A 23,421-nucleotide genomic window follows, 5' to 3' on the forward strand; every position below is an offset into this window, starting at 1 on the left:
CATGTTCCCGTTTTCGGCCGTCGTCGGACACGACGACCTCCGGCTCGCCCTGTTGCTGAACGCGGTGCACCCCGGCATCGGCGGCGTGCTCGTGCGCGGCGAGAAGGGGACCGCGAAGTCGACCGTCGTGCGGGCCCTCGCCGCCCTGCTGCCCGAGCTCGACGTGTCGCGCGACTGCCGGTTCGGCTGCGTGCCCGGCAGCACGGACTGCCCGGACGCACCGCACGCCGGGAGCGAGCGCAGGCCCGCCCGGCTGGTCGAGCTGCCCGTGGGCGCCACCGAGGACCGCCTGATCGGCTCGCTCGACCTGGAGAAGGCGCTGACCGAGGGCGTGCGGGCGTTCCAGCCCGGCCTGCTCGCGGCAGCGCACCGGGGCGTGCTCTACGTCGACGAGGTCAACCTGCTGCACGACCACCTGGTCGACCTGCTGCTCGACGCGGCGGCGATGGGGCGGGCGCACGTGGAGCGCGAGGGCGTCTCGGTGGCGCACCCGTCGCAGTTCCTGCTGGTGGGCACGATGAACCCGGAGGAGGGCGAGCTGCGTCCGCAGCTGCTCGACCGGTTCGGGCTCACGGTGTCGGTGAAGGCCGCGCGGGACGTGGCCGTGCGCACCGAGGTGATCCGGCGCCGGCTCGCCTACGAGGCCGACCCGGAGACGTTCGCCGGTCGCTGGGCCGACGAGGACGCCCGGCTCAAGCAGCAGATCACCAACGCCCGCGCCGCCCTGAAAACCGTGTCCCTGCCCGACGGCGAGCTGCGCCGGATCGCCGCCGTCTGCGCGGCGTTCGAGGTGGACGGCATGCGCGCGGACCTCGTGGTCGCCCGCACCGCCACCGCTCACGCGGCCTGGCGCGGTGCCGCCGAGGTCGAGGAGACCGACGTCGAGGTCGCCGTGCGGCTCGCGCTGCCGCACCGGCGCCGGCGCGACCCGTTCGACGAGCCGGGCATCGAGGAGCAGCAGCTCGAGGACGCCATGCGGCAGGCGGCCGAGCACGCCCGAGAGCCAGAGGACCAGGAACCCGATCCCACCGACGGCCCCGACGACGACGGCCCCGGCGGCGGCGAGCTGCCCGAACCGCAGGACGGTCCCAAGGGGAACGGGAACGCGCAGGGCGACCGGCCCGCACCCGAGCCGTCGCCCGCGTTCAAGGCCCGGCTGCTGGAGGTGCCCGGCGTCGGCGAAGGCGCTCCTGGCAAGCGGTCGCGGGCACGCGCGCGCACCGGCCGGGTCGTGCGTTCCTCCACAGTGGACGGAAGCGGGCTGCACCTCGTCGACACCCTTGCCACCGCGGCACCGCACCAGCACGACCGCGGGCGCACCGGTGCCGGCCTCAAGCTGGTGCCGGGCGACCTGCGCAAGGCCGTCCGCGAGGGCAAGGAGTCGAACCTCGTCCTGTTCGTCGTGGACGCCTCGGGTTCGATGGCCGCGCAGAAGCGGATGTCGGCGGTCAGCGGCGCGGTGATCTCGTTGCTGCGCGACGCCTACCAGCGCCGCGACAAGGTCGGCGTGGTGACGTTCCGCGGCAACCAGGCCGAGGTGGCGCTGCCGCCGACCACCTCGGTCGACGCCGCCGCGACGCGTCTCAAGAAGATGCGCACCGGCGGCCGCACCCCGCTCGCGGACGGACTGCTGAAGGCGCACAAGCTCCTCGAGATCGAACGGCTGCGCGATCCCCGCAAGCGCCCGCTCGTGGTGCTGCTGACCGACGGCCGCGCCACGTCGTCCGGTCTCGGCGGCGACCCCACGAAGGACGCGCTCAAGGCCGCCGCGCTGCTCGAACAGACCGCTGTCGTCGTCGTGGACTGCGAACAGGGCCACATCAGGCTCGGGCTCGCGGCCAAGGTCGCCGACGCCCTGCGGGGCACCTGCGTCCGCCTCGACCAGCTCAGCGCCGACCACCTCGCCGGCGTCGTCCGCGCCGCCTAGGGAGGAGACCCAATGCCACAGGGACAACCCACCGCGGTGCCGCAGGACGGCCTCACCACGCGACAGCGGCGCAACCGGCCGTTGCTGATGGTGCACACCGGTGAGATGAAGGGGAAGTCGACGGCGGCGTTCGGCCTGGCGTTGCGCGGCTGGAACCAGGGCTGGGACATCGGCGTGTTCCAGTTCGTGAAGTCCGCCAAGTGGAAGGTCGGCGAGGAGAACGCGTTCAAGGCGCTCGGCCGGCTGCACGACGAGACCGGCGAGGGCGGCGCGGTCGAGTGGCACAAGATGGGCGAGGGCTGGTCGTGGTCCCGCAAGCAGGGCACCGAGGAGGACCACTCCGCCGCCGCGCTGGAGGGCTGGCAGGAGATCCGCCGCCGGCTGGAGACCGAACGCCACGGCCTCTACGTGCTCGACGAGTTCACCTACCCGCTGCACTGGGGCTGGATCGACGTCGACGAGGTGGTGGAGGTGCTGGTCAACCGGCCGGGCCACCAGCACGTCGTGATCACCGGCCGGTACGCGCCGCAGCAGCTGGTGGACGCCGCCGACCTGGTGACCGAGATGACCAAGGTCAAGCACCCGATGGACGCGGGGCAGAAGGGCCAGCGGGGGATCGAGTGGTGAACCGGCTGGTCGTCGCCGCACCCGCGTCGGGCAGCGGCAAGACCACGGTGGCGACGGGCCTGATGGCCGCGCTGCGCAGGGCCGGGTCGCGGGTCGCGCCGTTCAAGGTGGGACCCGACTACATCGACCCCGGCTACCACGGGCTCGCGACCGGGCGGCCCGGCCGCAACCTCGACCCCGTGCTGGTCGGCGAGCACCGCATCGCCGGCCTGTTCGCGCACGGGTCGAGGGGCTGCGACCTCGCCGTGGTCGAGGGCGTGATGGGCCTGTTCGACGGCCGCGTCGACACCGCGGGCATCGGCTCGACCGCGCACGTGGCCAAGCTGATCGGCGCGCCCGTGCTGTTCGTGGTCGACGCGCGGGGGCAGAGCCGGTCGCTCGCGGCGCTGCTGCACGGCTTCCGCGGCTACGACCCGACCGTGCGGCTCGGCGGCGTGATCCTCAACCAGGTCGGGTCGGAGCGCCACGAGCAGGTGCTGCGGTCGGCGTGCGACGAGGTCGGCCTGGACGTGCTCGGCGTGCTGCCGCGCGACGCGCAGTTCTCGTTGCCCTCACGGCACCTGGGGCTCGTGACGGCGGCCGAGCACGGCAGCGAGGCGGTCTCCGCGGTCGACGCGATCGCCGCCGCGGTGGCCAAACACGTCGACCTGGACGCGGTGCGCGCGCTGGCGTCGTCGGTGCCGGCGATGGCCGTGGCACCGTGGGAACCGCAGGTCGAGGCCGTCCGCGGGGAACCGGTGATCGCGGTGGCCGGCGGGGCGGCGTTCACGTTCGGCTACGCGGAGCACGCCGAGGTGCTGGCGGCGGCCGGTGCCGCTGTCGCCGTCGTCGACCCGCTGCGCGACGACCGGTTGCCCGAGGGCACCGCCGGTCTGGTGCTGCCGGGTGGTTTTCCCGAGCAGCACGCGGAGGCGTTGTCGGCCAACGCGCCGCTGCGCGAGGCGGTCGCGCGGTTCGCCCGCTCGGGCGCGCCGGTGCACGCCGAGTGCGGCGGGCTGCTGTACCTCGCGCGCTCGCTCGACGGGCACGAGATGTGCGGCGTGCTCGACGCGGAGGGCTTCATGACGCCGAAGCTGACCCTGGGCTACCGCGACGCCGTCGCGGCCACCGGCTCGTCGCTGCACCCGCCGGGCGGTCGCGTGACCGGCCACGAGTTCCACCGCACCCAGCTGTCCACACCGCACTCGCTGCCGCCCGCGTGGCACTGGCGCGGCGTCGAGAACCGGCCGGTGGCCGAGGGGTTCGTCGTCGGCGGTGTGCACGCCTCGTACCTGCACACGCACCCGGCCGGCGACCCGGAGGCGGTGGCCAGGTTCGTGCGGTCCTGCCACCCGTTCGTGGCGGGTTCGGCAGGCGGTACGGTCTTCGCCTAAGCCTTTCGTCCAACCCCTGTGGAGCTGTCGTGACGACGACCGGTCGGGTTTCCTTCGTCGGCGCCGGTCCGGGTGCCGCCGACCTCATCACCCTCCGCGGCGCGCGCCGCATCGCCGAGGCCGACGTCGTCGTCTGGGCCCCCAGCGCGGTCGAGGCCGAGTGCGTCCGCGAGCACGCGCGCGAGGGTGCCGACCTGGTCGACTTCTCCCGCGTCACCGCGGAGGAGATCACCGACCTGTACCGCCGTGCCGCCGCCGCGCGGCTGAAGGTCGTGCGGCTGCACGCGGGCGACGCCGCGACCGGTGGCGGAGTGCAGGAGCAGCACGACCTGTGCCAGCGCCTCGGCCTGGAGGTCGAGGTCGTGCCGGGCGTGTCGGTCGTCGCCGCCGCTGCCGCGCGGATCGGCCGCGAGATCACGCTGACCGAGGCCTCCTCCGCGGTGTTCCTCGCGCCGGAGGGCAGCGAGGGCGTCCGCGAGTTCGCCGCACTGCAGACCACGATGGCGGCCACGGTCTCCGGTGCGCGCACCGGCCAGTTCGTGGAGCAGCTGCTGGAGGGCGGCTACACCGCCGAGACGCCGGTCGTCGTCGCGTACAAGGTGAGCCAGGCCGACGAGCTGGTCGTGCACACCACGGTCGGCGAGCTGGAGGCGGTGGTGAAGCAGCACAAGCTGTACCGCCCGACGCTCTTCCTGGTCGGCGCCGCGGTGAAGGCCGCACCGGCCCGCCGCCAGTCCGCGACCGCGGCCGCCGCCGACGAACCGGCCCGCACCGCCCGCCCGACCCGCTGGTCGCGCAGGGCCGCCTCGCGCATCGCGACGCGTGCGGACGAGCCGGTGCCCGCTCCCGCCGTCCCGGTCGCCCCACCGACCTCCGCCGAGCCGAACCCGGCCTGGAACGCGGTGGAGGAGCTCCAGCAGTCCGTGCGCAAGCAGGCTGAGGAGTCCTCGCAGAAGCCCAAGCCGAAGCTGACCGTGGTCGCTGCCGCGACGCCGAAGCCGCCGACGGTGCAGGCCTCGACCTCGAACCCGCCCAAGCGCCGGTCCACCGCCCGCAAGCCCAAGCGCGCCAACTGATGTCAGCCCTCGTCGAGGAGCTGCGGGAAGCGGCGGGCCGGCCCGGCGTCGAGGTCGTGGACGCCGCCGACGGCCTGCGGCCCGCGCTGAACCTGTGCCGCGCCCGGTCCGCCGTCATCGTGAAGGTGGCGGCCGGCGCCGGTCCGGCCGAGATCGGTGCGGGACTGGCCGGCTGGCGGCGCACGCTCGTGGTCGCCGACGTCGGTGAGCTGTCCACAGTGGACCCGAAGGATGCGGTCACCCGGCGCTGGATCGCACCGGAGGCCGTGCTGTGCCTGGCGGACACCGAGTTCCTGCGCGGCACCGGGTGGGCGCTGCCCGAGGACGCGTTCTCCACCAGGACGCGGGTGCTGGGCGCCGAGGTCCGCGCGTTCGTGCTGGCCGTGCTCGCGCCCAGGCCCGGTGTGCTGGTGTGGGACGTGCTCGCGGGCTCCGGCGCGGTCGGCGTGGAGTGCGCACGGCTCGGTGCCGCGGTCGTGGCGGTGGAACCGGACCCGGTGGAGTGCGTGCGGATCATCGCGAACGCCTCCGCGCACGGCGTGGACGTGCGCGTGGAGGAGGCCGGGCTGGACACGACGGCGTTACCGCGCCCGGAGGCGGTGTTCGTCGGCCGCGGGTCGCTGCCCGAGGTGAGGGCGTGCGCGGCGGTGAACGCGCGGCGCGTGGTCGTGGTCGCCGAGCGGGTGGACGAGGTCGTGCCGGCGCGGGACGCGCTGCGGGCGGCCGGGTACGAGGTGGAGGGCGTGCAGCTGACCGCCTCCCGCCTGCTCGACTCCGGCTTCGGCGCCGCGGCGCCGGTGACCGTGGTGTGGGGAACCAAGAAGTGATGTCGTGGGTGGGCGGCGGTGTCGTGGTGCGGGGAGTCCGGCCGTGATCGGTGTGTTCGCGGGGACGGCCCAGCGCGGTGACGCGGCCGACCTCGCCGGGGTGCTGGGCTCGGACGCCGTGGTGCCGGACGGGCCGATCCGGCCCGCTGTGCACCGGCTGTGGGACCGGCTCGACGCGCTCGTGCTGTTCCTCGACGCGGGAACCGCTGTCCGGTTGATCGCGCCCCTGTTGCGGGACAAGCGGACCGACCCCGCGGTGGTGTGCGTGGACGCCGGGTTCGCGGTGGCGCTCGCCGGTGCCGCGGACGACCTGGCGTGGCGCGTCGCGGACGCGTTGAACCGCACCGCCGTCGTCACGACCGGCCCGTCGATCGACTCGGTGCTGGACGAGCTCGTCGAGCAGCTCGACGCCACGGCCGACGGCGACGTCGCCGCGTGCGCGGCGGCCATCGAGTCGGGCGAGAAGGTGGTGCTGCGCAACCCGTTGAGCTTCCCGCTGCCCGCGCTGTCGGCGAACGTGGTGTCGGCCGACGAGGACGCCGCGTGGGTGATCGTCATCGACGACCGCGCCGCCGCGCCGAAGGACAACGTGCTGCGGATCGTGCCGCGCACGCTCGTCGTGGGCGTGGGGTCGACGCGGGGTGCGTCGGCCACGAGCGTGGGTGCCGCGCTGGCCGAGCTGGACGCGCAGGGCGGCCTGGACCTGCGCGCCATCAAGGCGTTCGCGACGGTCGACGTCAAAGCGGACGAGCCCGGCATCGTGGACGCGGTGGAGGACTGGGGTTTCTGGCACGGCGACACGGCCGACCTGATCACGTTCAGCGCCGAGGAGCTCAACGCGGTCGGTGTGCCGAACCCGAGCTCGGTGGTGCGCAACTCGCTGGGCACCGCGAGCGTGGCGGAGGCGGCGGCGCTGTGCGGCGCACGGCAGGTCGCGCACGGCGCACCGGTCGAGCTCGCCGCGGAGAAGTTCAAGCGGGACAACGTGACCGTGGCCGCGGCACGGGTGCTGCCGCGCGGCCGGCTCGCGCTCGTCGGCCTCGGTCCCGGCGGCGCCGAGCAGCGCACGCCGCGTGCGGAGGCGGAGATCCGGCGGGCCGCGGTCGTCGTGGGCACGCCCGAGGCCGTGCACGCGGTGGCCGCTCTGCTGCGGCCGGGCACCCAGACGCGTGCCGATGGTGCGCCGGAGCTCGCGGAGGGCGGCGCTGCGGTCGCGCACGTCGCGTTCGGAACTGGACCAACGCTGGACAATCCGGTCGAAGCCGACGTAGTTGTTGTTCCCGGAGTGTGGGAACAGTAGCGTTTTTCCTTCTTTCGTAGGGTCTGCCCAGAAGATTTGCGGATTAGCGTCGCCATGCACACGGCCCACCCTGCCGGGCCCGGATGCACTGGAGAGCGACATGAGAGCCCGTCGTCTCGTCGCGGTCGCCTGCACAGCAGGTGTCGCCCTGTCCATGCTCACGATCAACGCCGCCGCCGCTGCCCCGAAGGACGGCCTGCGCCTGCTCGCCGTGCGCGACTCGCTGACCGCCACGCACACCTGGTACGAGCAGACCTTCGACGGCAAACCGGTGCTGGGCGCCTACTACGTCGAGCACGTCGACAAGGCGACCGGCGCGAAGACCGTGGACGACGGCCGCATCGCCGTGGGTGCCGTCGACCTCACGCCCGCCGTCACCGCCGAGGACGCGCGGACGAGGTCCGCCGGTGTGCCCGAGACGGCGAAGCTGACCGTCCTGCCGGGGACGGGCCTGGTCTACGAGGTGATCTCGGACAACGGCAAGGGGTCCGAGCGCACGCTGGTGCACGCGGAGACCGGCGCGGTCGTGCGGACCGAGAGCCTGGTCAAGCACGCGGACGGCACCGGCAAGGTGTTCAGCCCGAACCCCGTCTCCGCGCTGCAGAACCAGAACCTGACCGACGCCGACGACGCGGACTCCGCCGTGCCCGCCGCGGCCTACCGGTCGGTGACGCTGTCCCACCTGGACGGTTCCGGCTACCTCAGGGGCAAGTACGCGACGCTGACCGGGCCGAAGAGCAAGCTGGCCTACAGCAAGGCGAACAAGTTCGAGTACACGCGCGCCAACGACCTCTTCGAACAGGTCAACGCGTACTGGGGCGTGACCGAGGCGCAGAAGTACATCCAGGGCCTCGGGTTCACGAACGTCAACAACGAGGCGCAGAAGATCACCACGATCGGCCTCACCGAGGACAACTCGTTCTACGACCCGTCGAAGGACCAGATCACGTTCGGCACCGGCGGTGTGGACGACGCCGAGGACGTCGAGGTGGTGTGGCACGAGCTCGGCCACGCGATCCAGGACGCCCAGGTGCCCGGCTTCGGTTCCACCACGGAGGCGGGCTCGATCTGTGAGGGCTTCGGCGACTGGTGGGCGTTGATCATGTCTTCGCGCGACGCGAAGGACACGGCCACGACGCCGCTCGCGTGCATCATGGACTGGGACGCCACGGCGTACACGACCGAGACGCCGCATTGCCTGCGCCGCACCGACACCGAGCTGAAGTACGCCGACCGCAAGGGCGAGGTCCACTTCGACGGCCAGATCTGGTCGCGGGCGCTGTTCGACGTCTACAAGGCGTTCGGCCGCGACAAGGCGGCGAAGATCGTGCTGGAGGGCCAGTTCTCCTACGCCCCCTCGACGACGTTCGCGGCCGCTGCCAAGGCGACGGTCGCCGCGGCGAAGAAGCTCTACGGCGACAAGGACGCCGCCACCGTCCAGGCCGCGTTCACCGCGCGCGGCATCGCGTGAGTCAACTGTGAAGCCGGACATGTCCGACTAGTGGCGGTTGTGCCACTTCGATCCCGGGCGTGACGCTGTGTGTGCCGCCGCTGGACACCCTGCACACACAGCGTCATCGGGAAGGACTGGCAACATGGCGAAAACCCTGCGTCGCCTGATCTTGTCTGTCGTGGTCTCCGCTCTCGCGAGCATCTTCTTCACGGCTCCCGCAGCCAACGCCGACGACGTCTCGCCGATGATCGTCGGTGGTACGCGCGCCAGCACGGCGACCTACCCGTGGGTCGTCTACCTCGCTTCCACCACCGGTTCGCAGTTCTGCGGCGGAACGCTGGTGAAGGCCAACAAGGTCGTCACCGCCGCCCACTGCGTCGCCGGCCGCTCGGCCTCCAGCACCCGCGTGGTGCACGGCCGTGACGACAAGCAGAGCACCGCGGGCACCGTCGCGAACGTGACCCGCATCTGGTCGCACCCGAGCTACACCACCGCGACCGCCGGCTACGACGTGGCCGTGCTGACGCTGGACCGCAACATCAGCTCGGCGACCCTGCCGCTCGCCACGCCGTCCGACACCGCGCTGTACGCCGCGGGCAACTCCGCGCTGATCCTCGGCTGGGGCACCACGTCCTCCGGTGGCTCGGCGTCGCGCTACCTGCTGCAGGCGAACGTGCCGCTGACGTCCGACTCGACCTGCAAGACCGCGTACTCGCAGTACAGCAACACCTCCATGGTGTGCGCGGGCTTCCCGCAGGGCGGCGTCGACACCTGCCAGGGCGACTCCGGTGGCCCGCTGGTCTACGGCGGCAAGCTCATCGGTGCCACGTCCTGGGGCCGCGGCTGCGCCGGCGCCGGCTACCCCGGCGTGTACGCGCGGATCGCGCCGTACAACTCGGTGATCACCGCTCAGCTGTAAGCACTTCGCCACCGCGCACCCCGCGTCCACAGTGGACCCGGGGTGCGCGGTCGTATGCTGCCCGGATGACGGATCTGGAAGCAATGCCGGAGGACTGGGCGAGCGCGCTGGTCGTCGTCGCCCACCCCGATGACATGGAGTACGGCGGTGCGGGCGCCATCGCGCGGTGGACCGCCCAGGGCAAGAAGGTCGCGTACCTGCTCGCGTGCCGCGGTGAGGCGGGCATCGACTCGCTCTCACCGCAGGAGTGCGCGCCGTTGCGGGTCGAGGAGCAGATCGCGTCCTGCGCGGCCGTCGGCGTGACCGAGGTCGAGTTCCTCGACCACGCGGACGGCATGATCGAGTACGGGCTGCCGCTGCGGCGCGACATCGCGGCCGCGATCCGCCGGCACCGGCCGGAGTTCGTGATCACCGGTAACTTCCGCGAAACGTGGCCGAGCGGAAACCTCAACATGGCCGACCACATCGCGGTCGGCCGGGCCGCCGTCGACGCCGTGCGCGACGCGGGCAACCGGTGGGTGTTCCGGGATCTGGACATCGAGCCGTGGAACGGCGTCCGGTACGTGGCGGCGGCATCCTCGCCGATGGCCACGCACGCCGTGGACATCACCGGCTCGTTCGACGCTTCCGTGGAGTCTTTGCGCGCCCACAAGGCGTATCTCGATGCGCTGAGCGGGGACATGGCCGAGCCGGAACCGTTCCTGCGCGGCATGGCGGAGGCCGTCGGCCAGCGGTTCGGCGGCGTCCTGGCGACGTCTTTCGAGCTGTTGCGCCTGTGACCATGTTCCCTTCGGCTGGACACGGCCGGTCTCGTGTGGATGCTTCTACGCATGCCCGTTGAACAGCACTACCTGGTTGGCCTCGATCTCCGGGGCCGGCGCGTCCTCGTGGTCGGCGGAGGCACCGTCGCCCAGCGGCGCCTGCCCCGCCTGATCGCCTCCGGCGCCGTCGTCGAGCTCGTCTCGCCCGTCGTGACCCCCGCCGTGCAGGGCATGGTCGACGCGGGGGAGCTGACGTGGCACGAGCGGCTGTTCGAGCCGGGGGACGTCGAAGGCGCCTGGTACGTGCTGGCGTGCACGTCGGACATCGAGGTGAACGCCCAGATCGGCGAAGAGGCGCTCGCACAGCGCGTGTTCTGCGTGCGCGCGGACATCGCCGTGGAGGGCACGGCGGTCACACCGGCCGTGGGCTCGCACGACGGCATGGTGCTCGGCGTGCTCGCCGGCGGTGAGCACCGCCGTTCGGCAGCAGTGCGCGACGGCGTCGTGGCGGCGTTGCGCGACGGCCGGATCGCCGACCAGTCCACCCCGCCGGTCGGCGTCGCCCTGGTCGGCGGCGGCCCCGGCGACCCCGAGCTGATCACGGTGCAGGGCAAGCGCTTGCTGGCCCAGGCGGACGTGGTGGTCGCGGACCGCCTCGCCCCCCGCGAACTGCTGGAGGAACTGCCCTCGCACGTCGAGGTCGTGGACGCGGCCAAGATTCCCTACGGTCGCGCGGCGACGCAGGACTTCATCAACCAGACGCTCGTCGACCGCGCCAAGGAGGGCAAGTTCGTCGTCCGCCTGAAGGGCGGCGACCCGTACGTCTTCGGCCGCGGCTTCGAGGAGCTGCTCGCGTGCGCCGAGGCCGGCATCCCGGTGACCGTGGTACCCGGCGTGACGTCGGCGTTCGGTGTGCCCGCGTTGGCCGGTGTACCCGTGACGCACCGAGGGGTGGCACACGAGGTAGTCGTCGTCTCCGGTCACGTGGCACCGGACGACCCGCGCTCCCTCGTCGACTGGCCCGCCATCGCACGGCTGCAGGGCACAGTCGTGCTGATGATGGCCGTCGAACGCGCGGGTGCGTTCGCCACGGCGCTGATGGAAGGCCGCCCCGGCAGCACGCCCGTCGCCGTCGTGCAGGAGGGCAGCACCTCCGCACAGCGCGTGTACCGGTCCACTCTGGAAACCTTGGGCGCGGACGTCGTGGCCTGGGGAGTGCGCCCGCCGGCGATCATCGTGGTCGGCCCGGTGGCCGACATCGCGCCCGCCTAGCCGGGTTCTCGCTCGACGCCGCTCGACGCCGCTCGACCGGTGGGCCCCGCAGGTCCACCGGTTCCTGCGCCGCGACGGCCCACGGCGCCGGTCACTTGAATTCGCTCGCGACCACTCCGCTCACCAGCGCGCCGACCGGCTGAACACGGCTGGGTGGCCAGCGTCTGCGCACTGCTGACCCGGCGGCGCGACCGCGCAGGTCGGGCCTGCGGCCTGGTGACGGCGTAAGTCGGGCCTGCGGCCTGGTGACGGCGCGAGTCGGACTCGCAGCTCAGCGATGGCTCGAATCTGGCCCGCGGCCCGGTGACGGCGCGACTCGGGCCCGCAGCTCACGACCGCGCGAGCCAGGCTCTCAGCCCGGTGACGGCGCGAGCCAGGCCTGTAGCCCGGTGACCGCGCAAGCAAGGTCCCGCAAGTCAAAACTCGCGCAGGGCAGGGCCCCGCCCTCCCTGGGGGCAGACCACCCACCTCCACTCAACCTAACCAAGATCCGGCCGTGTCAACCCACCGTTCGGCGATCTGTGGACAACTCGGCACGCGACGAGGGCCGCCTTCCCGACCGGAGAGGCGGCCCTCGTCAAATCAACAGGTCGGCAGGGCGGCACGAATGACTGCCCGTCAACGCCAAGAACAGCCCTCCGACCGGAGCTGCGGTGCCACGTCCGCGGCAGCCAGCCCGGGCGAGCTGACCGCCGACGACGAAGGCCGCCTCCCCAACCCGGGGAATCGGCCCTCGTCAGATCAGCCGATCAGTGCTGCGGCGCCCGGCGCGGGCGCCCGGTGGTGCTGCCGCCGCGGCGGGGACCGCCGCCTTCGCCGGCTGGGCGGCGCGGGGCGCTGCGGAACTCGCCGCCCTCGGAGCGGCGACCGGAGCCGCCGCGGAACTCGCCGCGGCCACCGGCCGCGGGGGCGCCGAAGCGACGGCCGCTGCCGCCGGAGCGGCGGGCGGGCTTCTCGCGTTCGACGACCGGCTCGCCGCTCGGGAGGCGGGCACCGGTGATGCGGATCAGGTCCTCGTCACCGGGGCGGACCTTCGTGCTCTCCGGGCGGATGCCCGCGCGAGCGGCCATGCCCTGGACGGCGCGGCGCTGGTCGTGGGTGACCAGCGTGACGACCGTGCCGGACTGGCCGGCGCGCGCGGTGCGGCCCGCGCGGTGCAGGTAGTCCTTCGGGTCGGCCGGCGGGTCGACGTGCACGACGAGCGAGACGTCGTCCACGTGGATGCCGCGGGCGGCCACGTCCGTCGCGATCAGGACCGGCGTGGTGCCCTCGCGGAACTCGCCGAGCACGCGGGTGCGGGCGCTCTGGGCCTTGCCGCCGTGCAGCGCGCCGGCGTGGACGCCGACCGAGCGCAGCTTCTTGGCCAGGCGGTCGACGTGGTGCTTGGTGCGCACGAACATGATCGTGCGGCCCTCGCGCGCGGCCACCTCGGTCACCACGTTCTGCTTGTCCTCGGCGGACACGAACAGCAGGTGGTGGTCCATCGTCGTGACGCTCGCGGTGGCCGGGGCCACCGAGTGCGTCACCGGGTTGTGCAGGTACTGGCGGACCAGCTTGTCCACGTCGCCGTCGAGCGTCGCGGAGAACAGCAGGCGCTGGCCGTCCTGCGGGGTCAGGTCCATGATCGCGCGGACCTGGGGCATGAAGCCCATGTCGGCCATCTGGTCGGCCTCGTCCAGCGCGGTGATCTCGACCTGGGACAGGTCGCAGGTCCCCTGGCGGACGTGGTCGGACAGCCGGCCCGGCGTGGCGATCAGCAGGTCGACGCCGCGGCGCAGGTGGTCGATCTGGCGCGGGAACGACGTGCCGCCGACGACCACGCGGCACCACATGTTGAGCGCGCGGGCGTGCGGCATGAGCGCCGTCTCCACCTGCATCGCGAGCTCGCGGGTCGGGACGAGGATCAGCCCACGCGGCTTGTGCGGCGTGGAGCGGCCGCCCGCGAGGCGGGTCAGCATGGCGAGGCCGAACGCCAGCGTCTTGCCGGAGCCCGTCTGGCCACGGCCGAGGATGTCCCGGCCCGACATCGCGTCGGGCAGGGTGGCGGCCTGGATGGGGAACGGTGCGGTGATGTCGTTGGCGACGAGCGACTTGATCAGCGCGTCAGCCAGGCCGAGCTCGGCGAACGAGGGCAGCGGGCCTTCCGGCAGCGTGCTCTCGAAGTGCTCGGCGACGATCGGTTCCTCGACCCGCTGCTGCGGGCGTGAGGAGTTGCCCTGGCGACCCGAGCGGCGCCGCGGTGACCTGCGGCTCTGTGCGCGCTCGGAACGGCCTTCGGACATTGATGGCAAAACAAACCTCCGAGACATGGCACGTCTCAAGGCTGCCCCGCGCTTGTCGCGGTGCCAGTTCACAAGGACGAGCCCGGCGTGGTGTGCACGCCTGAATGAGTAGGTGGACGCACCGGTCAACGGCGGTCAAGCCTGCATCGGTGCTCTTACAGTCTAGCTGATCAGTGCGAGTGACCGGCGCGCCCGGCAGTGTCGTTGGACACGGCCGGGCGCGCAAGGTGAGTCACCCCATACCCGCCACGTCCAGCAGCGTCGCCACCAGCGCGGACGGCTCACCGATCTCCGGTGGCAGGCCGCGCGCGGCGAACCAGCCGCAGATGTTGCGGACGTCGCGGTCGAGGAACTCCACGCCGCGGGGGTTCGCGACCAGGTCCACCACCTGCGGCAGGTCGATCATGATCAACCGGCCGTCGTGGACCATCAGGTTGAACGCGGACAGGTCGCCGTGCGTCAGGCCCGCCTCCGCGAGCGTCATCAGCGTCGCGACCAGCTGCCGCCACAGGTCGAGCAGCTCGTCCTCGTCCGGGCGCGCCTGGGCGAGCCGCGGCGCGGCGTTGCCCTCGGCGTCCCCGATGAACTCCAGCAGCAGCTCGGTACCGCTGCGCTGCACCGGGTACGGCACGGGCGCGCCGATCTGCCACAGCTGGGTGAGCGCGGCGAACTCCGCGACCGCCCACTGCTCCGCGATCAGGTTGCGCCCGAACGCGGTGCGGTTCTGGATCGCCCGCATCTCGCGGGACTTCTTCATCCGGCGACCCTCCAGATATCCCGCGTCGCGGTGGAACATCCGGTGGTCGTTGCTGCGGTAGCGCTTGGCGGCGAGCAGGCTCGACCGCTCGCCGATCGCGCGTTCCAGCAGGAAGACGTCCGCCTCCTTGCCGGTCTTCACGATGCCGAGCTCGCGGTCCACAGCGGCCAGCTCGGTGATGAGCCAGCTCGGGTGCGGCTTCGGGCCCTGCTCGGCGTCGCCCCACGTGGACCAGCGGTCGCCGTCCTCGGGGGTGTCGGCCGTGCTGAGCTGGTCCTCGCGCACTCGCGCGACGCGCACCTTCTCGGCCTCGGTCATGCGGCCGCGACGGGTGGGCTCCGCGTCGTCGCCGCGCTTGGTGGTGCGCTTTCCCTTGCGCCGCATGGTGTCGTCGGCGCCTTCGAAAGCAGACTCGTAACGTTCGTAGAGATCGTGCTCGCGCACGGTAGGGTCTCCCAAGAGCTGAAGGTGACCGCCCCACTGGCGCTCTGCGATCAAACGGTGCTGATCAGGCGCGAAGGGCGGCTGGACGGGTCGCGAGTGCGGTGCCGCGCCCAAAGACAGGCTCTGACATGTCGCACCTCCTCGATCCAGCTCCGTTGTCACGCTTCGGGGAAGAGTCTGCCGTGCGGGCCCGGTGCCCGCAACCGAATTACGCCGTGATCAGGTCGGCCGTCTTCTCGCCCGTCGGCACCATGGTCAACCCGGCCTTCCGCGCGAGCTTGACCAGGCCTTTCAGGTCCGCCGGCTCCGCGCTGGACTTCGCGATGGCGCGCGCGAGCAGCCCCTTGTGCGCCTTGTTGAAGTGGCTGACGACCTTGCCTTCGCTCGTGACCACCCGGACGACGACGGCGTGCGGGATCTTCGCGAGGCTGGAGTACGCGCCGGAACGGAGGTCGACGACGAACTCGTCCGCCTCCCTCAGCACCGGCTCCAGCGAGGGCTTCCACAGCGTGCGCAGGCTGCCGTGGTCGGGCAGGGCGCTGCCGCCGGACAACCGGTACGCGGGCACCGGGTCACCGCCGCGCACCGCCCCGAACAGCGCGGACGCGACCGCGAGCCGCTGGTAGGCGCGTTCCCTCTCGGCCTTGCGGAGCGAGGGGAAGTCGAGGTTGTCGTAGAGCACGCCGGTGTAGCGCAGCAGTGCGGGCGTGGTTCCCGACGTGCGCAGGGACGCGTTGCGGTGCACCTCGTCGACCTGCCGCTCGGAGATGTCGAGCGCCTTGAGGCTCGCCGGGACGTCCGCCGCGAGATCAGCCAGCGCGGACACCAGCTTGTCGCGCACCGGGTTGAGCTCGGGGAACGACAGCGCGTCGAGGTCGAGCGGCGCGCCGTCGCCGCCGATCGCCTTGGTCTCCGACGGGGGAAGCAGCACCAGCACGGTTCGCAAGCCTAGGCCAACGCCGTGGAACCGCCGGACCTGCGTGGCGCCTCCGGACGGCGTGGACGGTCGGCCCGTCGGGACGCAGCCGACCTGGTCATGGTGCGTGCGGCGCGGCTTCGTCGGCCCGCCGGCCGCCTAGGGTGCCTGCAGCGTCAGGTAGGCGAGGCCGAGCACGCCCCGCCAGCCGTGCAGCCGGTAGGTGCGCTGCCGGTCGGCCCTGGCCCTGACCTCCTCGGCGTGCGGGGAGTCCGGGTTGGCGCGCAACCAGCGTTCCCAGGCCAGTCCGTGGCCGTTCTCGAAGACGTCCCACTCATCGAGGCTCGCCTGCTCCGCCGCGAGCAGCCGGTAACCGTGGCCGAGCGCGTGGTCGACCAGCCCGGCCAGCGAGCGGTACTGGTCGCGCGGAACCGGCATGGCGGCGAGCTGCGCGCTCGTCGGTTCCCGCTCCCAGAAACCCTCGCCCAGCAACAACCTCCCGCCAGGGCGCAGCAGTCCCTTGGCCGCGACGAGCGCGTTCTCGGTGTGCTGCAACGGGTCTCCGCCCCACACCTGGGTGGCGCCGTTGACGATCACGGCGTCGGCCGGGCGGTCCGGCTGCCACCGGGCCACGTCCGCGACGTGCAGGCTCACCCGCCCGGACAGCCCGCGCCGTTCGGCGTTGGCGCGGCCGTGCGCGATGTCGTCCTCCTTGAGGTCGACACCGGTGCCGGTGGCGGTGGGCGCGGCCTCGAGCGTGCGCAGCAGGAGCTCCGCCCACCCGCACCCGAGGTCGAGCACGTGCCCGCCGTCGAGCGGCAGCAGCGAGTCGACCAGGCGCGCGGCCCTGTCCGCAGACAGCGGTCCGTGGAACGTGACGTCGTCGTACAGCGGCGTGATCTCTGGAGTCGTCATCGTCGGGCAGCATGGCCCCGCACGCGCTGCCGGGCAACGTGTTATTCAGTTGTTGCGGGCATCACCTCCGCGTAGCTTCGACCGTCGTGGAACTCGTGTGGCGCGCGCTCACCACCGCGGACATCCCCGCGGTCACCGCGCTGTGCACGGCAGCGGAAGCCGCCGACGACACCGGCGAACTGCTGTCCGAAGAGGACTTCGCCCAGTCGTTCGCCAAGGCGGACCTGCCGACGTCCTCGCTCGCCGTGCTGGCCGGCTCCGAGCTCGTCGCCTACGGCCTGCTCGAGCCGCGCGCGAAGCCCGCCGACGTCCACCGCCTGCGGATCGACGGGATGGTCCACCCGTCGTTCCGCCGCCGCGGCATCGGCCGGGAGCTGTTGCCGCGCATGATGTCCATGGCCCGGACGCTGCACCTGGCCACCCACCCGGCCGTACCGCTGGTGGCGACCACGATGGTCGAGAGCCGCTCGGCCGGCCACGTCGCACTGTGCGCGTCGCTCGGCTTCACCGCGGACCGCCACTTCCACGAGATGGAGGTGGCATTGGGCGAGTCACTCGCCCAGCTCCCGGTCCCGCCGGGCTACTCGGTCGTCCCGTTCACCCCCGACCGCTCCGAAGAGACCCGTCGGGTCGTGAACACGACCTTCGCCGAGCACTGGGGCTCGACCGAGCGCACCCCGCAGGAGTGGGCGGCGTCCTTCACGGACAGCAAGAGGTTCGTGCCGGACACCTCCTTCCTCGCACTGGACAACGGTTCCGGCGCGGTCGTCGGTTTCGTGCTGGCCCGCCACTACCCGGCCGTCGAGGAGCAGACCGGCGTCCGCGAACTCTGGATCGGCGACGTCGGAACCCTCAGCGCGCACCGCGGGCGTGGCCTGGCGTCGGCGTTGCTGAGCTGGACGTTGACTCAGGCGCGGACGCAGGGGTACCAGCGGGCGGGGCTGTCGGTCGACACGGCCAACTCGACCGGGGCGCTCGGCGTGTACGAGCGGGCCGGGTTCCGGGTGGCGCGGACGTGGGTCGACTACGGCGTGCCGGTCGAGCTCGTCTGACGGACGGGGTCGGGTGGGACGGGCTGGGCTGAGCTGGACGGGCTGAGCTGGGCTGGACCAGCTGGGCTGAGTGGCCTGGTCGGACGGATCAGGCTCGGCTTGTCGGACCGGGTGAGCAGGGCTGGGCGCGGGTGGGCCGGTCGTCGGCTTGGGCGCGGCAGGGCTGCTGAGCAGGTCCGGATCGGGTGGAGTGCGGGACCGGGCCGGGCAGGGTTGCGCGGGTGGGCCGGTCGTCGGCTTGGGCGCGGCAGGGCTGCTGAGCGGGTCCGGATCGGGTGGAGTGCGGGACCGGGCCGGGCAGGGTTGCGCGGGTGGGCCGGTCGTCGGCTTGGGCGCGGCAGGGCTGCTGGGCGGGTCCGGATCGGGTGGAGCGGGGGACCAGGGCGGGCAGGGCTGCGCGGGTGAGCCGGGTACTGGCTTGGACGCGGCAGGGCTGCCTGGGCGGGACACGACCGGTTCGGACCTGGGCGTTCGGCGTGTGAACGCACGGGTCCGGGGTGGTGCGCGGCCGGCTCGACCCCGGAGCGCTCGGCGTGCACGAGCGCAGCGGGTTCGAGGTGACGCTGGCCGGGGCGGCCCCAGACCCAGGCCAGCTCCAGGGCCCGGACCGGCGCCGAGACGTCCGTGGCGCCTACAGCTCCTCGCCGGGCTGGCCGACGCAGAACTGGTTGCCGTCCGGGTCCGTCAGCACCGACCAGACGAGGCCGGGGACGCTGTGCACCCCGATCTCGGTGGCGCCGAGGGAGACCAGACGCGCGACCTCGGCCAGGCGGTCGGGGACGTGGGAGTCGAGGTGGACGCGGTTCTTGCCCGGCGTGACGTCCGGCACCTGCTGGAGGGCGAGTGCGGGGGCGCCCTCCGCGGTCGGGGCGAGGACGATGAACTCGCCCCAGTCGTTCTGCACCGCGGTGCCCAGGGCGGCGGTCCAGAAGTCGGCGAGCTTGCGCGCGTCGCCGGTGTCGATCGTGATCATGGCGATGGTCAGGGACATGGCAGGGACGCTACTCAGCGGGTCTGACAGTTTCGGGTTCGTGCAGCTCAGGACCCGTGGGAAGCACCGCGTGCACGTTCGTGCGCGCACCAACCAGTAGGCTGCTCCAACAGCCCGTGAACGAGGAGTACCCACCGTGATCACCAGGATGTCGTCGTTGTTCCTGCGCACCCTTCGCGAGGATCCGGCGGACGCCGAAGTGCCCAGCCACAAGCTGCTGGTGCGCGCAGGCTACGTCCGCCGCGTCGCGCCGGGCGGGTACTCCTGGCTGCCGCTGGGGCTCAAGGTCCTGCGCAACATCGAGGCCGTCGTCCGCGAGGAGATGGACGCCTTCGGAGCGCAGGAGATCCAGTTCCCCGCGCTGCTGCCCAAGGAGCCCTACGAGGCGACGAACCGGTGGGAGGAGTACGGCCCCAACCTGTTCCGGCTCAAGGACCGCAAGGGCGCCGACTTCCTGCTCGGCCCCACGCACGAGGAGCTGTTCACGCTCACCGTGAAGGGCGAGTACAGCTCGTACAAGGACTACCCGGTCACGCTGTACCAGATCCAGACGAAGTACCGGGACGAGGCGCGGCCCCGTGCGGGCATCCTGCGCGGGCGCGAGTTCCTGATGAAGGACTCGTACTCGTTCGACCTCACCGACGAGGGCCTCACCCAGTCCTACCGCGACCACCGCGACGCCTACATCCGCATCTTCGACCGGCTGGGCCTGGAGTACGTGATCGTCTCCGCCACGTCCGGTGCGATGGGCGGCTCGGCGTCGGAGGAGTTCCTCGCGGTCGCCGAGACGGGTGAGGACACCTTCGTCAAGTCCACCGAGTCGGGGTACGCGGCCAACGTCGAGGCCGTGCGGACGCCCGTGCCCCCCGCGCAGCCGGTCGATGACAAGCCCGCCGCGCAGGTGCACCACACGCCGAACACGCCCACCATCGACAGCCTGGTGGACTTCCTCAACGCCAGCACCGACCGCAAGTTCACCGCGGCGGACACGTTGAAGAACGTTCTCATCAAGACCCGCCAGCCGGGCACGAAGGAGTGGGAGCTGCTCGCCGTCGCCGTCCCCGGTGACCGCGAGGTCGACTTCAAGCGCCTCGAGGCCGCGCTGGAGCCCGCCGAGGTCGCGATGCTGGAGGAGGGCGACTTCGCGAAGAACGCCTTCCTGGTCAAGGGGTACATCGGACCGAAGGCGCTGCAGGACAACGGCGTGCGCTACCTCGCCGACCCCCGCGTCGTCACCGGCACCGCCTGGGTGACGGGTGCGGACAAGGCCGACCACCACGTCGTCGACCTGGTCGCGGGCCGCGACTTCACCCCCGACGGCGTCATCGACGTCGCCGAGGTCCGCGAGGGCGACCCGTCGCCCGACGGCAAGGGCGTGCTGGTCGCCGCGCGCGGCATCGAGATCGGCCACATCTTCCAGCTGGGCCGCAAGTACGCCGACGCGTTCTCGCTGGACGCGCTGGGCCCGGACTCGAAGCCCGTCCGCATCACCATGGGCTCGTACGGCGTCGGCGTCTCGCGCCTGGTCGCGGCGATCGCCGAGCAGTCGCACGACGACCGCGGCCTGATCTGGCCCCGCAACGTCGCGCCCGCCGACGTGCACGTCGTCATCGCCGGCAAGGACGAGGCGCTGACCGCGGCCGGCGAGGACTTCGCGCGGCAGCTCGACGCCAAGGGCGTGAAGGTGCTCCTGGACGACCGCAAGGCGAGCCCCGGCGTGAAGTTCGCCGACGCCGAGCTGATCGGCATCCCGACGATCCTCGTGATCGGCCGCGGCCTGCAGAACGGGGTCGTCGAGGTCAAGGACCGCCGCTCCGGCGAGCGCGTCGAGGTGCTGGTGGCCGAGGCCGTCGACCACCTCGTGGCCGTCGTCAGGGGTTAGTCGGACGACCGGACGCCGGGTCTGCGCGGGAACACCGCGCGGCCCGGCGTTCCCGCGTTCTGGACGTCGCGAAAAGTCGGTGGATCGCAGGGTGTCCCCGCCCTACGGTGACGCCATGAGCGATCAGCCGCCGGTCCCGGTGCAGGCCTTCGAACCGCCCTACTACGTGGCGGTCTTCACCACCGTGCGCACGCAGGAGCAGAGCGGCTACCGCGACACGAACGCGCGCATGGAGGAACTGGTCAGGGAGGTTCCCGGGTTCCTCGGCATCGACCACGCGCAGAACCCCGGCGGGCTGGGCATCACCGTCGGCTACTTCCGCGACGCCGAAGCGCTCGCACAGTGGCGGACCAACGCCGAACACCGCGCGGCACAGCAACGCGGACGGGACGACTGGTACCAGAGCTACACGCTGCACGTCGCGAAGGTGGAGCGCAGCCACGGGTTCACGCGCGAGCGGTAGGGGTCAGGTGTTCGGCTGCAGCGAGTCGATCATCTTCTGCAGGTCGGTCTCCTTGAGCAGCGGTGGCTTGTCGCCGCCACCCCCGCCTTCGAGGTCGCCGTTGACCACCAGCGCGTGCAGCTTGCCGGTGCCGTTGAGCAGCAGGACCTTGACCATGCCCTTGGACGCCAGGCACTTGTTCGCGGTCTGCGTGACCGTGGCGTCGACCTGCACGCCCTCGACGACGATCTTCTTGCCGTCCTTCTGGGTGTGCTGGATCTTCACGGGCTTGGGCTCGGTCAGCGCGACCTGAGGGGCGCCGCCCGACGAGTAGTACTGGGTGGCGACGGCCTTGGTGAAGTTCGTGGCGACCGCGTTGATGTCGCCCTTGTCCAGCAACGCGCCGCCGTTGGTGCCCTTGGTGTAGGAGCGTTCCTCGCACTTGTAGTCGCCGTACGAGGTCACGCTGGACAGCGCAACGCCCTCGAAGCCCTCGACCGGGACCCGGTCGTCGACCTGGGTCCAGTCCTTCGGCACCTGGTAGGTGTAGCCGAGCGTGGTCTGGACGCACTGCCAGCTCTCGTCCTTGCACGTGCCGGCGCCGTTGGGTTGCTGGGACGTGGTCGGCGGGGTCGACGACGCCGAGGCCGACGTCGTCGGCTGCGCGCCGGAGTCGCCGGACTTGTTCATGAGCAGGTACGTCGTGACACCGCCGCCCACCAGCAGCACGAGGACGACCGCGCTGAGCACCACCCACAACGTTGTTTTGCTCTTCTTCGGCGGTTGCTGGTCGAACCCGCCCCCGCCGTAGACGCCCAGGCCGCCGTACCCGCTGTTGTAGCCCTGGTGCTGCTGCGGGAAGCCACCGGTCTGCGGGTAGCCGACCGGCTGCGCGTGGCCCTCCTGCTGGGGGTAGGCGCCGCTGCCCTGGTAGCCACCGGTCGGGTAGTCGCCCTGCTGCTGACCCCAACCGGGCTGCTCGTTCCAGCCGCCCTGCCCGCCGCCGCCACCTGGGTAAGTCACGGGGAAACCGTACCTCGTGACCCCGACAGCCCTTAATTCATCAAGCGTTGACTTCCAGATCGTGACCGGCGTACCGTCGCGGCCATCGAATTCAACACATGATGAACTATGGAGGTCGCGATGCGCACCGCGCTGGTCACCGCCGCCGAGGCGCGGGCGCTGCTGGCCGGCCGGGAGGCCTACGGCGTCCTGGAGATCATGTCCGGCCAGGCCGTGGTCCGGCTCGACCCCGCGGTCAACCCGTCCGGCACGCAGGTCGCGCAGCAGGTGCTGACCGGGGTGGCCCAGGGCGCCGGACTGCCGGTGCGGGTCGAGGCACCCGCCGTCTCCTGTGGATCGGCGGGATGGTCGCCGGGGTGCTGTTCGTGCTGCTCAGGGGCACCCGGTTCCGGCTCCTGTCCGCGGTGACCGCCGCCGTGCTCACCGTCGGGTCCGTGACCGGTCTGCTCGCGTGGTGGGGCGTGGGCCTCACCGGTGGCGCGCTGGCGTTCCTCTTCACCGTCGCCGGTGCGTTCGCGCTGCTGCAGGCCGGGTTGTTCAAGCACCTCGGCATCCGCGCGATGGGCGTCCTCGGCGTGCTCTACCTGATGGCGCCCGCGGTGGCCGGCCAGGTGCCGGAGCTGCTGAACCCCGTCTACCGGGTGGCGCTGTGGTCGTGGACGCCGTTCCGGTTCGCCACCGAGGGCCTGTGGGCGGTGCGGCACGACGGCTCGGCGGGCACGGCGTGGTGGGTGTTCGCCGGGATCGCGCTGGCCGGGCTGGTGCTGGTGCTAGCCGGCCAGGAAGCTCAGCCGGACCGTCCGGACGGGGTTGTCGACGTTGGTGTCGACCAGGCAGACCGACTGCCAGGTGCCGAGCGCCAGCACGCCGCCTAGGACCGGGATCGTCGCGTAGGGCGGCACCAGCGCGGGCAGCACGTGGTCACGGCCGTGGCCCGGGGTGCCGTGCCGGTGCCGCCACCTCACGTCGCGGGGCAGGACGTGCTCCAGCGCCGTCAGCAGGTCGTCGTCGCTGCCCGCGCCCGTCTCGATGATCGCGACGCCGGCGGTGGCGTGCGGCACCCACACGTGCAGCAGGCCGTCGCCGTTCTCCTCCTGGAGGAACCGCTCGCACTCGCGGGTGAGGTCGTGCACGACCTCCTCGGCACCGGTGCGGACCTGGATCTCCTCGCTGCGCATGACC

The 23,421-nt window shown here is 72.2% G+C and carries 22 protein-coding genes; 15 read left to right on the forward strand and 7 right to left on the reverse strand.

The window, feature by feature from the left end:
• Position 1: 1 nt before the first annotated feature.
• From ACZ7CD_RS10705 to cobA, 10 genes are all read left to right on the forward strand, one after another.
• Positions 2-1,927, forward strand: a complete 1,926-nt coding sequence (locus tag ACZ7CD_RS10705) for a putative cobaltochelatase (RefSeq protein WP_360390806.1) — start codon at positions 2-4, stop codon at positions 1,925-1,927.
• A gap of 12 nt (positions 1,928-1,939) precedes the next feature.
• The gene (cobO, locus tag ACZ7CD_RS10710; protein ID WP_458430652.1) at positions 1,940-2,554 is read left to right on the forward strand and encodes a cob(I)yrinic acid a,c-diamide adenosyltransferase; all 615 of its coding nucleotides are present in this window, start codon (positions 1,940-1,942) and stop codon (positions 2,552-2,554) included.
• Entirely contained in the window at positions 2,551-3,927 is a 1,377-nt protein-coding gene (locus ACZ7CD_RS10715; RefSeq protein WP_458430654.1) for a cobyrinate a,c-diamide synthase, read from the forward strand. Before cobO ends, ACZ7CD_RS10715 begins: the two co-directional genes overlap by 4 nt.
• Positions 3,928-3,956: 29 nt before the next feature.
• A complete protein-coding gene (locus ACZ7CD_RS10720) occupies positions 3,957-5,003 on the forward strand; it encodes a cobalt-precorrin-4/precorrin-4 C(11)-methyltransferase (protein ID WP_470378798.1) in 1,047 nt (348 codons plus the stop codon).
• Positions 5,003-5,830 (forward strand): hypothetical protein, encoded by an 828-nt coding sequence (locus tag ACZ7CD_RS10725; RefSeq protein WP_470378799.1) that lies wholly within the window; start codon positions 5,003-5,005, stop codon positions 5,828-5,830. The genes ACZ7CD_RS10720 and ACZ7CD_RS10725 overlap by 1 nt, the downstream gene beginning before the upstream one ends.
• Before the next feature lie 43 nt (positions 5,831-5,873).
• Positions 5,874-7,130 (forward strand): cobalamin biosynthesis protein, encoded by a 1,257-nt coding sequence (locus ACZ7CD_RS10730; protein WP_470378800.1) that lies wholly within the window; start codon positions 5,874-5,876, stop codon positions 7,128-7,130.
• A 100-nt stretch (positions 7,131-7,230) separates the two neighbouring features.
• On the forward strand, positions 7,231-8,601 hold the full coding sequence (locus ACZ7CD_RS10735; RefSeq protein ID WP_470378801.1) for a M36 family metallopeptidase: 1,371 nt from the start codon (positions 7,231-7,233) through the stop codon (positions 8,599-8,601).
• A gap of 124 nt (positions 8,602-8,725) precedes the next feature.
• Positions 8,726-9,502, forward strand: a complete 777-nt coding sequence (locus ACZ7CD_RS10740; RefSeq protein WP_360390788.1) for a S1 family peptidase — start codon at positions 8,726-8,728, stop codon at positions 9,500-9,502.
• Between the two features lie 65 nt (positions 9,503-9,567).
• Entirely contained in the window at positions 9,568-10,281 is a 714-nt protein-coding gene (locus ACZ7CD_RS10745; protein ID WP_470375448.1) for a PIG-L deacetylase family protein, read from the forward strand.
• Between the two features lie 51 nt (positions 10,282-10,332).
• Positions 10,333-11,535, forward strand: a complete 1,203-nt coding sequence (gene cobA / locus ACZ7CD_RS10750; protein ID WP_360390785.1) for a uroporphyrinogen-III C-methyltransferase — start codon at positions 10,333-10,335, stop codon at positions 11,533-11,535.
• A 749-nt stretch (positions 11,536-12,284) separates the two neighbouring features.
• On the opposite strand, the gene ACZ7CD_RS10755 is transcribed toward cobA, so the two are convergent.
• From ACZ7CD_RS10755 to ACZ7CD_RS10770, 4 genes are all read right to left on the reverse strand, one after another.
• Positions 12,285-13,826, reverse strand: a complete 1,542-nt coding sequence (locus ACZ7CD_RS10755; protein ID WP_458430664.1) for a DEAD/DEAH box helicase — start codon at positions 13,824-13,826, stop codon at positions 12,285-12,287.
• A gap of 223 nt (positions 13,827-14,049) precedes the next feature.
• A complete protein-coding gene (locus ACZ7CD_RS10760) occupies positions 14,050-15,018 on the reverse strand; it encodes a serine protein kinase RIO (RefSeq protein ID WP_458430666.1) in 969 nt (322 codons plus the stop codon).
• A gap of 208 nt (positions 15,019-15,226) precedes the next feature.
• Positions 15,227-15,955: a peroxide stress protein YaaA gene (gene yaaA / locus ACZ7CD_RS10765; protein ID WP_360390780.1), complete on the reverse strand. Its 729-nt coding sequence runs from the start codon at positions 15,953-15,955 to the stop codon at positions 15,227-15,229.
• 138 nt (positions 15,956-16,093) lie between these two features.
• Complete coding sequence (locus ACZ7CD_RS10770) at positions 16,094-16,849, reverse strand: SAM-dependent methyltransferase (RefSeq protein ID WP_360390778.1); 756 nt, start codon at positions 16,847-16,849, stop codon at positions 16,094-16,096.
• 86 nt (positions 16,850-16,935) lie between these two features.
• Between ACZ7CD_RS10770 and ACZ7CD_RS10775 the strand changes: the two genes are divergently transcribed.
• On the forward strand, positions 16,936-17,901 hold the full coding sequence (locus ACZ7CD_RS10775; RefSeq protein WP_470378802.1) for a GNAT family N-acetyltransferase: 966 nt from the start codon (positions 16,936-16,938) through the stop codon (positions 17,899-17,901).
• 631 nt (positions 17,902-18,532) lie between these two features.
• Here the strand turns inward: ACZ7CD_RS10775 and ACZ7CD_RS10780 are convergent.
• Positions 18,533-18,892 carry a VOC family protein gene (locus ACZ7CD_RS10780; RefSeq protein ID WP_360390774.1) on the reverse strand — a complete coding sequence of 120 codons (360 nt, stop codon included), beginning with the start codon at positions 18,890-18,892 and terminating at the stop codon, positions 18,533-18,535.
• 136 nt (positions 18,893-19,028) lie between these two features.
• Between ACZ7CD_RS10780 and ACZ7CD_RS10785 the strand changes: the two genes are divergently transcribed.
• Together ACZ7CD_RS10785 and ACZ7CD_RS10790 are read left to right on the forward strand one after the other, a co-directional pair.
• Positions 19,029-20,774 carry a proline--tRNA ligase gene (locus tag ACZ7CD_RS10785; protein ID WP_470378803.1) on the forward strand — a complete coding sequence of 582 codons (1,746 nt, stop codon included), beginning with the start codon at positions 19,029-19,031 and terminating at the stop codon, positions 20,772-20,774.
• Between the two features lie 115 nt (positions 20,775-20,889).
• On the forward strand, positions 20,890-21,237 hold the full coding sequence (locus ACZ7CD_RS10790) for an antibiotic biosynthesis monooxygenase family protein (protein ID WP_470378804.1): 348 nt from the start codon (positions 20,890-20,892) through the stop codon (positions 21,235-21,237).
• Positions 21,238-21,240: 3 nt separating this feature from the next.
• Here the strand turns inward: ACZ7CD_RS10790 and ACZ7CD_RS10795 are convergent, their stop codons facing one another.
• Positions 21,241-22,239: a DUF8017 domain-containing protein gene (locus ACZ7CD_RS10795; RefSeq protein WP_458430670.1), complete on the reverse strand. Its 999-nt coding sequence runs from the start codon at positions 22,237-22,239 to the stop codon at positions 21,241-21,243.
• 120 nt (positions 22,240-22,359) lie between these two features.
• On the opposite strand from ACZ7CD_RS10795, the gene ACZ7CD_RS10800 reads away from it, so the two are divergent.
• Positions 22,360-22,647 (forward strand): hypothetical protein, encoded by a 288-nt coding sequence (locus ACZ7CD_RS10800; RefSeq protein WP_470378805.1) that lies wholly within the window; start codon positions 22,360-22,362, stop codon positions 22,645-22,647.
• The gene (locus ACZ7CD_RS10805; protein ID WP_470378806.1) at positions 22,584-23,114 is read left to right on the forward strand and encodes a hypothetical protein; all 531 of its coding nucleotides are present in this window, start codon (positions 22,584-22,586) and stop codon (positions 23,112-23,114) included. The genes ACZ7CD_RS10800 and ACZ7CD_RS10805 overlap by 64 nt, the downstream gene beginning before the upstream one ends.
• On the opposite strand, the gene ACZ7CD_RS10810 is transcribed toward ACZ7CD_RS10805, so the two are convergent.
• Complete coding sequence (locus ACZ7CD_RS10810) at positions 23,010-23,417, reverse strand: YjbQ family protein (protein WP_360390757.1); 408 nt, start codon at positions 23,415-23,417, stop codon at positions 23,010-23,012. The two genes, ACZ7CD_RS10805 and ACZ7CD_RS10810, sit on opposite strands and share 105 nt — an antisense overlap.
• Positions 23,418-23,421 lie beyond the last annotated feature (4 nt).

It is taken from the genome of Lentzea sp. NPDC036949, assembly GCF_055608075.1.

Coding starts and splice junctions, on each gene's coding strand:
- ACZ7CD_RS10705 (WP_360390806.1), top strand. CDS start 2: ATGTTCCCGTTTTCGGCCGTCGTCGGACACGACGACCTCCGGCTCGCC.
- cobO (WP_458430652.1), top strand. CDS start 1,940: ATGCCACAGGGACAACCCACCGCGGTGCCGCAGGACGGCCTCACCACG.
- ACZ7CD_RS10725 (WP_470378799.1), top strand. CDS start 5,003: ATGTCAGCCCTCGTCGAGGAGCTGCGGGAAGCGGCGGGCCGGCCCGGC.
- ACZ7CD_RS10735 (WP_470378801.1), top strand. CDS start 7,231: ATGAGAGCCCGTCGTCTCGTCGCGGTCGCCTGCACAGCAGGTGTCGCC.
- ACZ7CD_RS10740 (WP_360390788.1), top strand. CDS start 8,726: ATGGCGAAAACCCTGCGTCGCCTGATCTTGTCTGTCGTGGTCTCCGCT.
- ACZ7CD_RS10745 (WP_470375448.1), top strand. CDS start 9,568: ATGACGGATCTGGAAGCAATGCCGGAGGACTGGGCGAGCGCGCTGGTC.
- cobA (WP_360390785.1), top strand. CDS start 10,333: ATGCCCGTTGAACAGCACTACCTGGTTGGCCTCGATCTCCGGGGCCGG.
- ACZ7CD_RS10770 (WP_360390778.1), bottom strand. CDS start 16,849: ATGACGACTCCAGAGATCACGCCGCTGTACGACGACGTCACGTTCCAC.
- ACZ7CD_RS10780 (WP_360390774.1), bottom strand. CDS start 18,892: ATGTCCCTGACCATCGCCATGATCACGATCGACACCGGCGACGCGCGC.
- ACZ7CD_RS10790 (WP_470378804.1), top strand. CDS start 20,890: ATGAGCGATCAGCCGCCGGTCCCGGTGCAGGCCTTCGAACCGCCCTAC.
- ACZ7CD_RS10800 (WP_470378805.1), top strand. CDS start 22,360: ATGCGCACCGCGCTGGTCACCGCCGCCGAGGCGCGGGCGCTGCTGGCC.
- ACZ7CD_RS10805 (WP_470378806.1), top strand. CDS start 22,584: ATGGTCGCCGGGGTGCTGTTCGTGCTGCTCAGGGGCACCCGGTTCCGG.
- ACZ7CD_RS10810 (WP_360390757.1), bottom strand. CDS start 23,417: ATGCGCAGCGAGGAGATCCAGGTCCGCACCGGTGCCGAGGAGGTCGTG.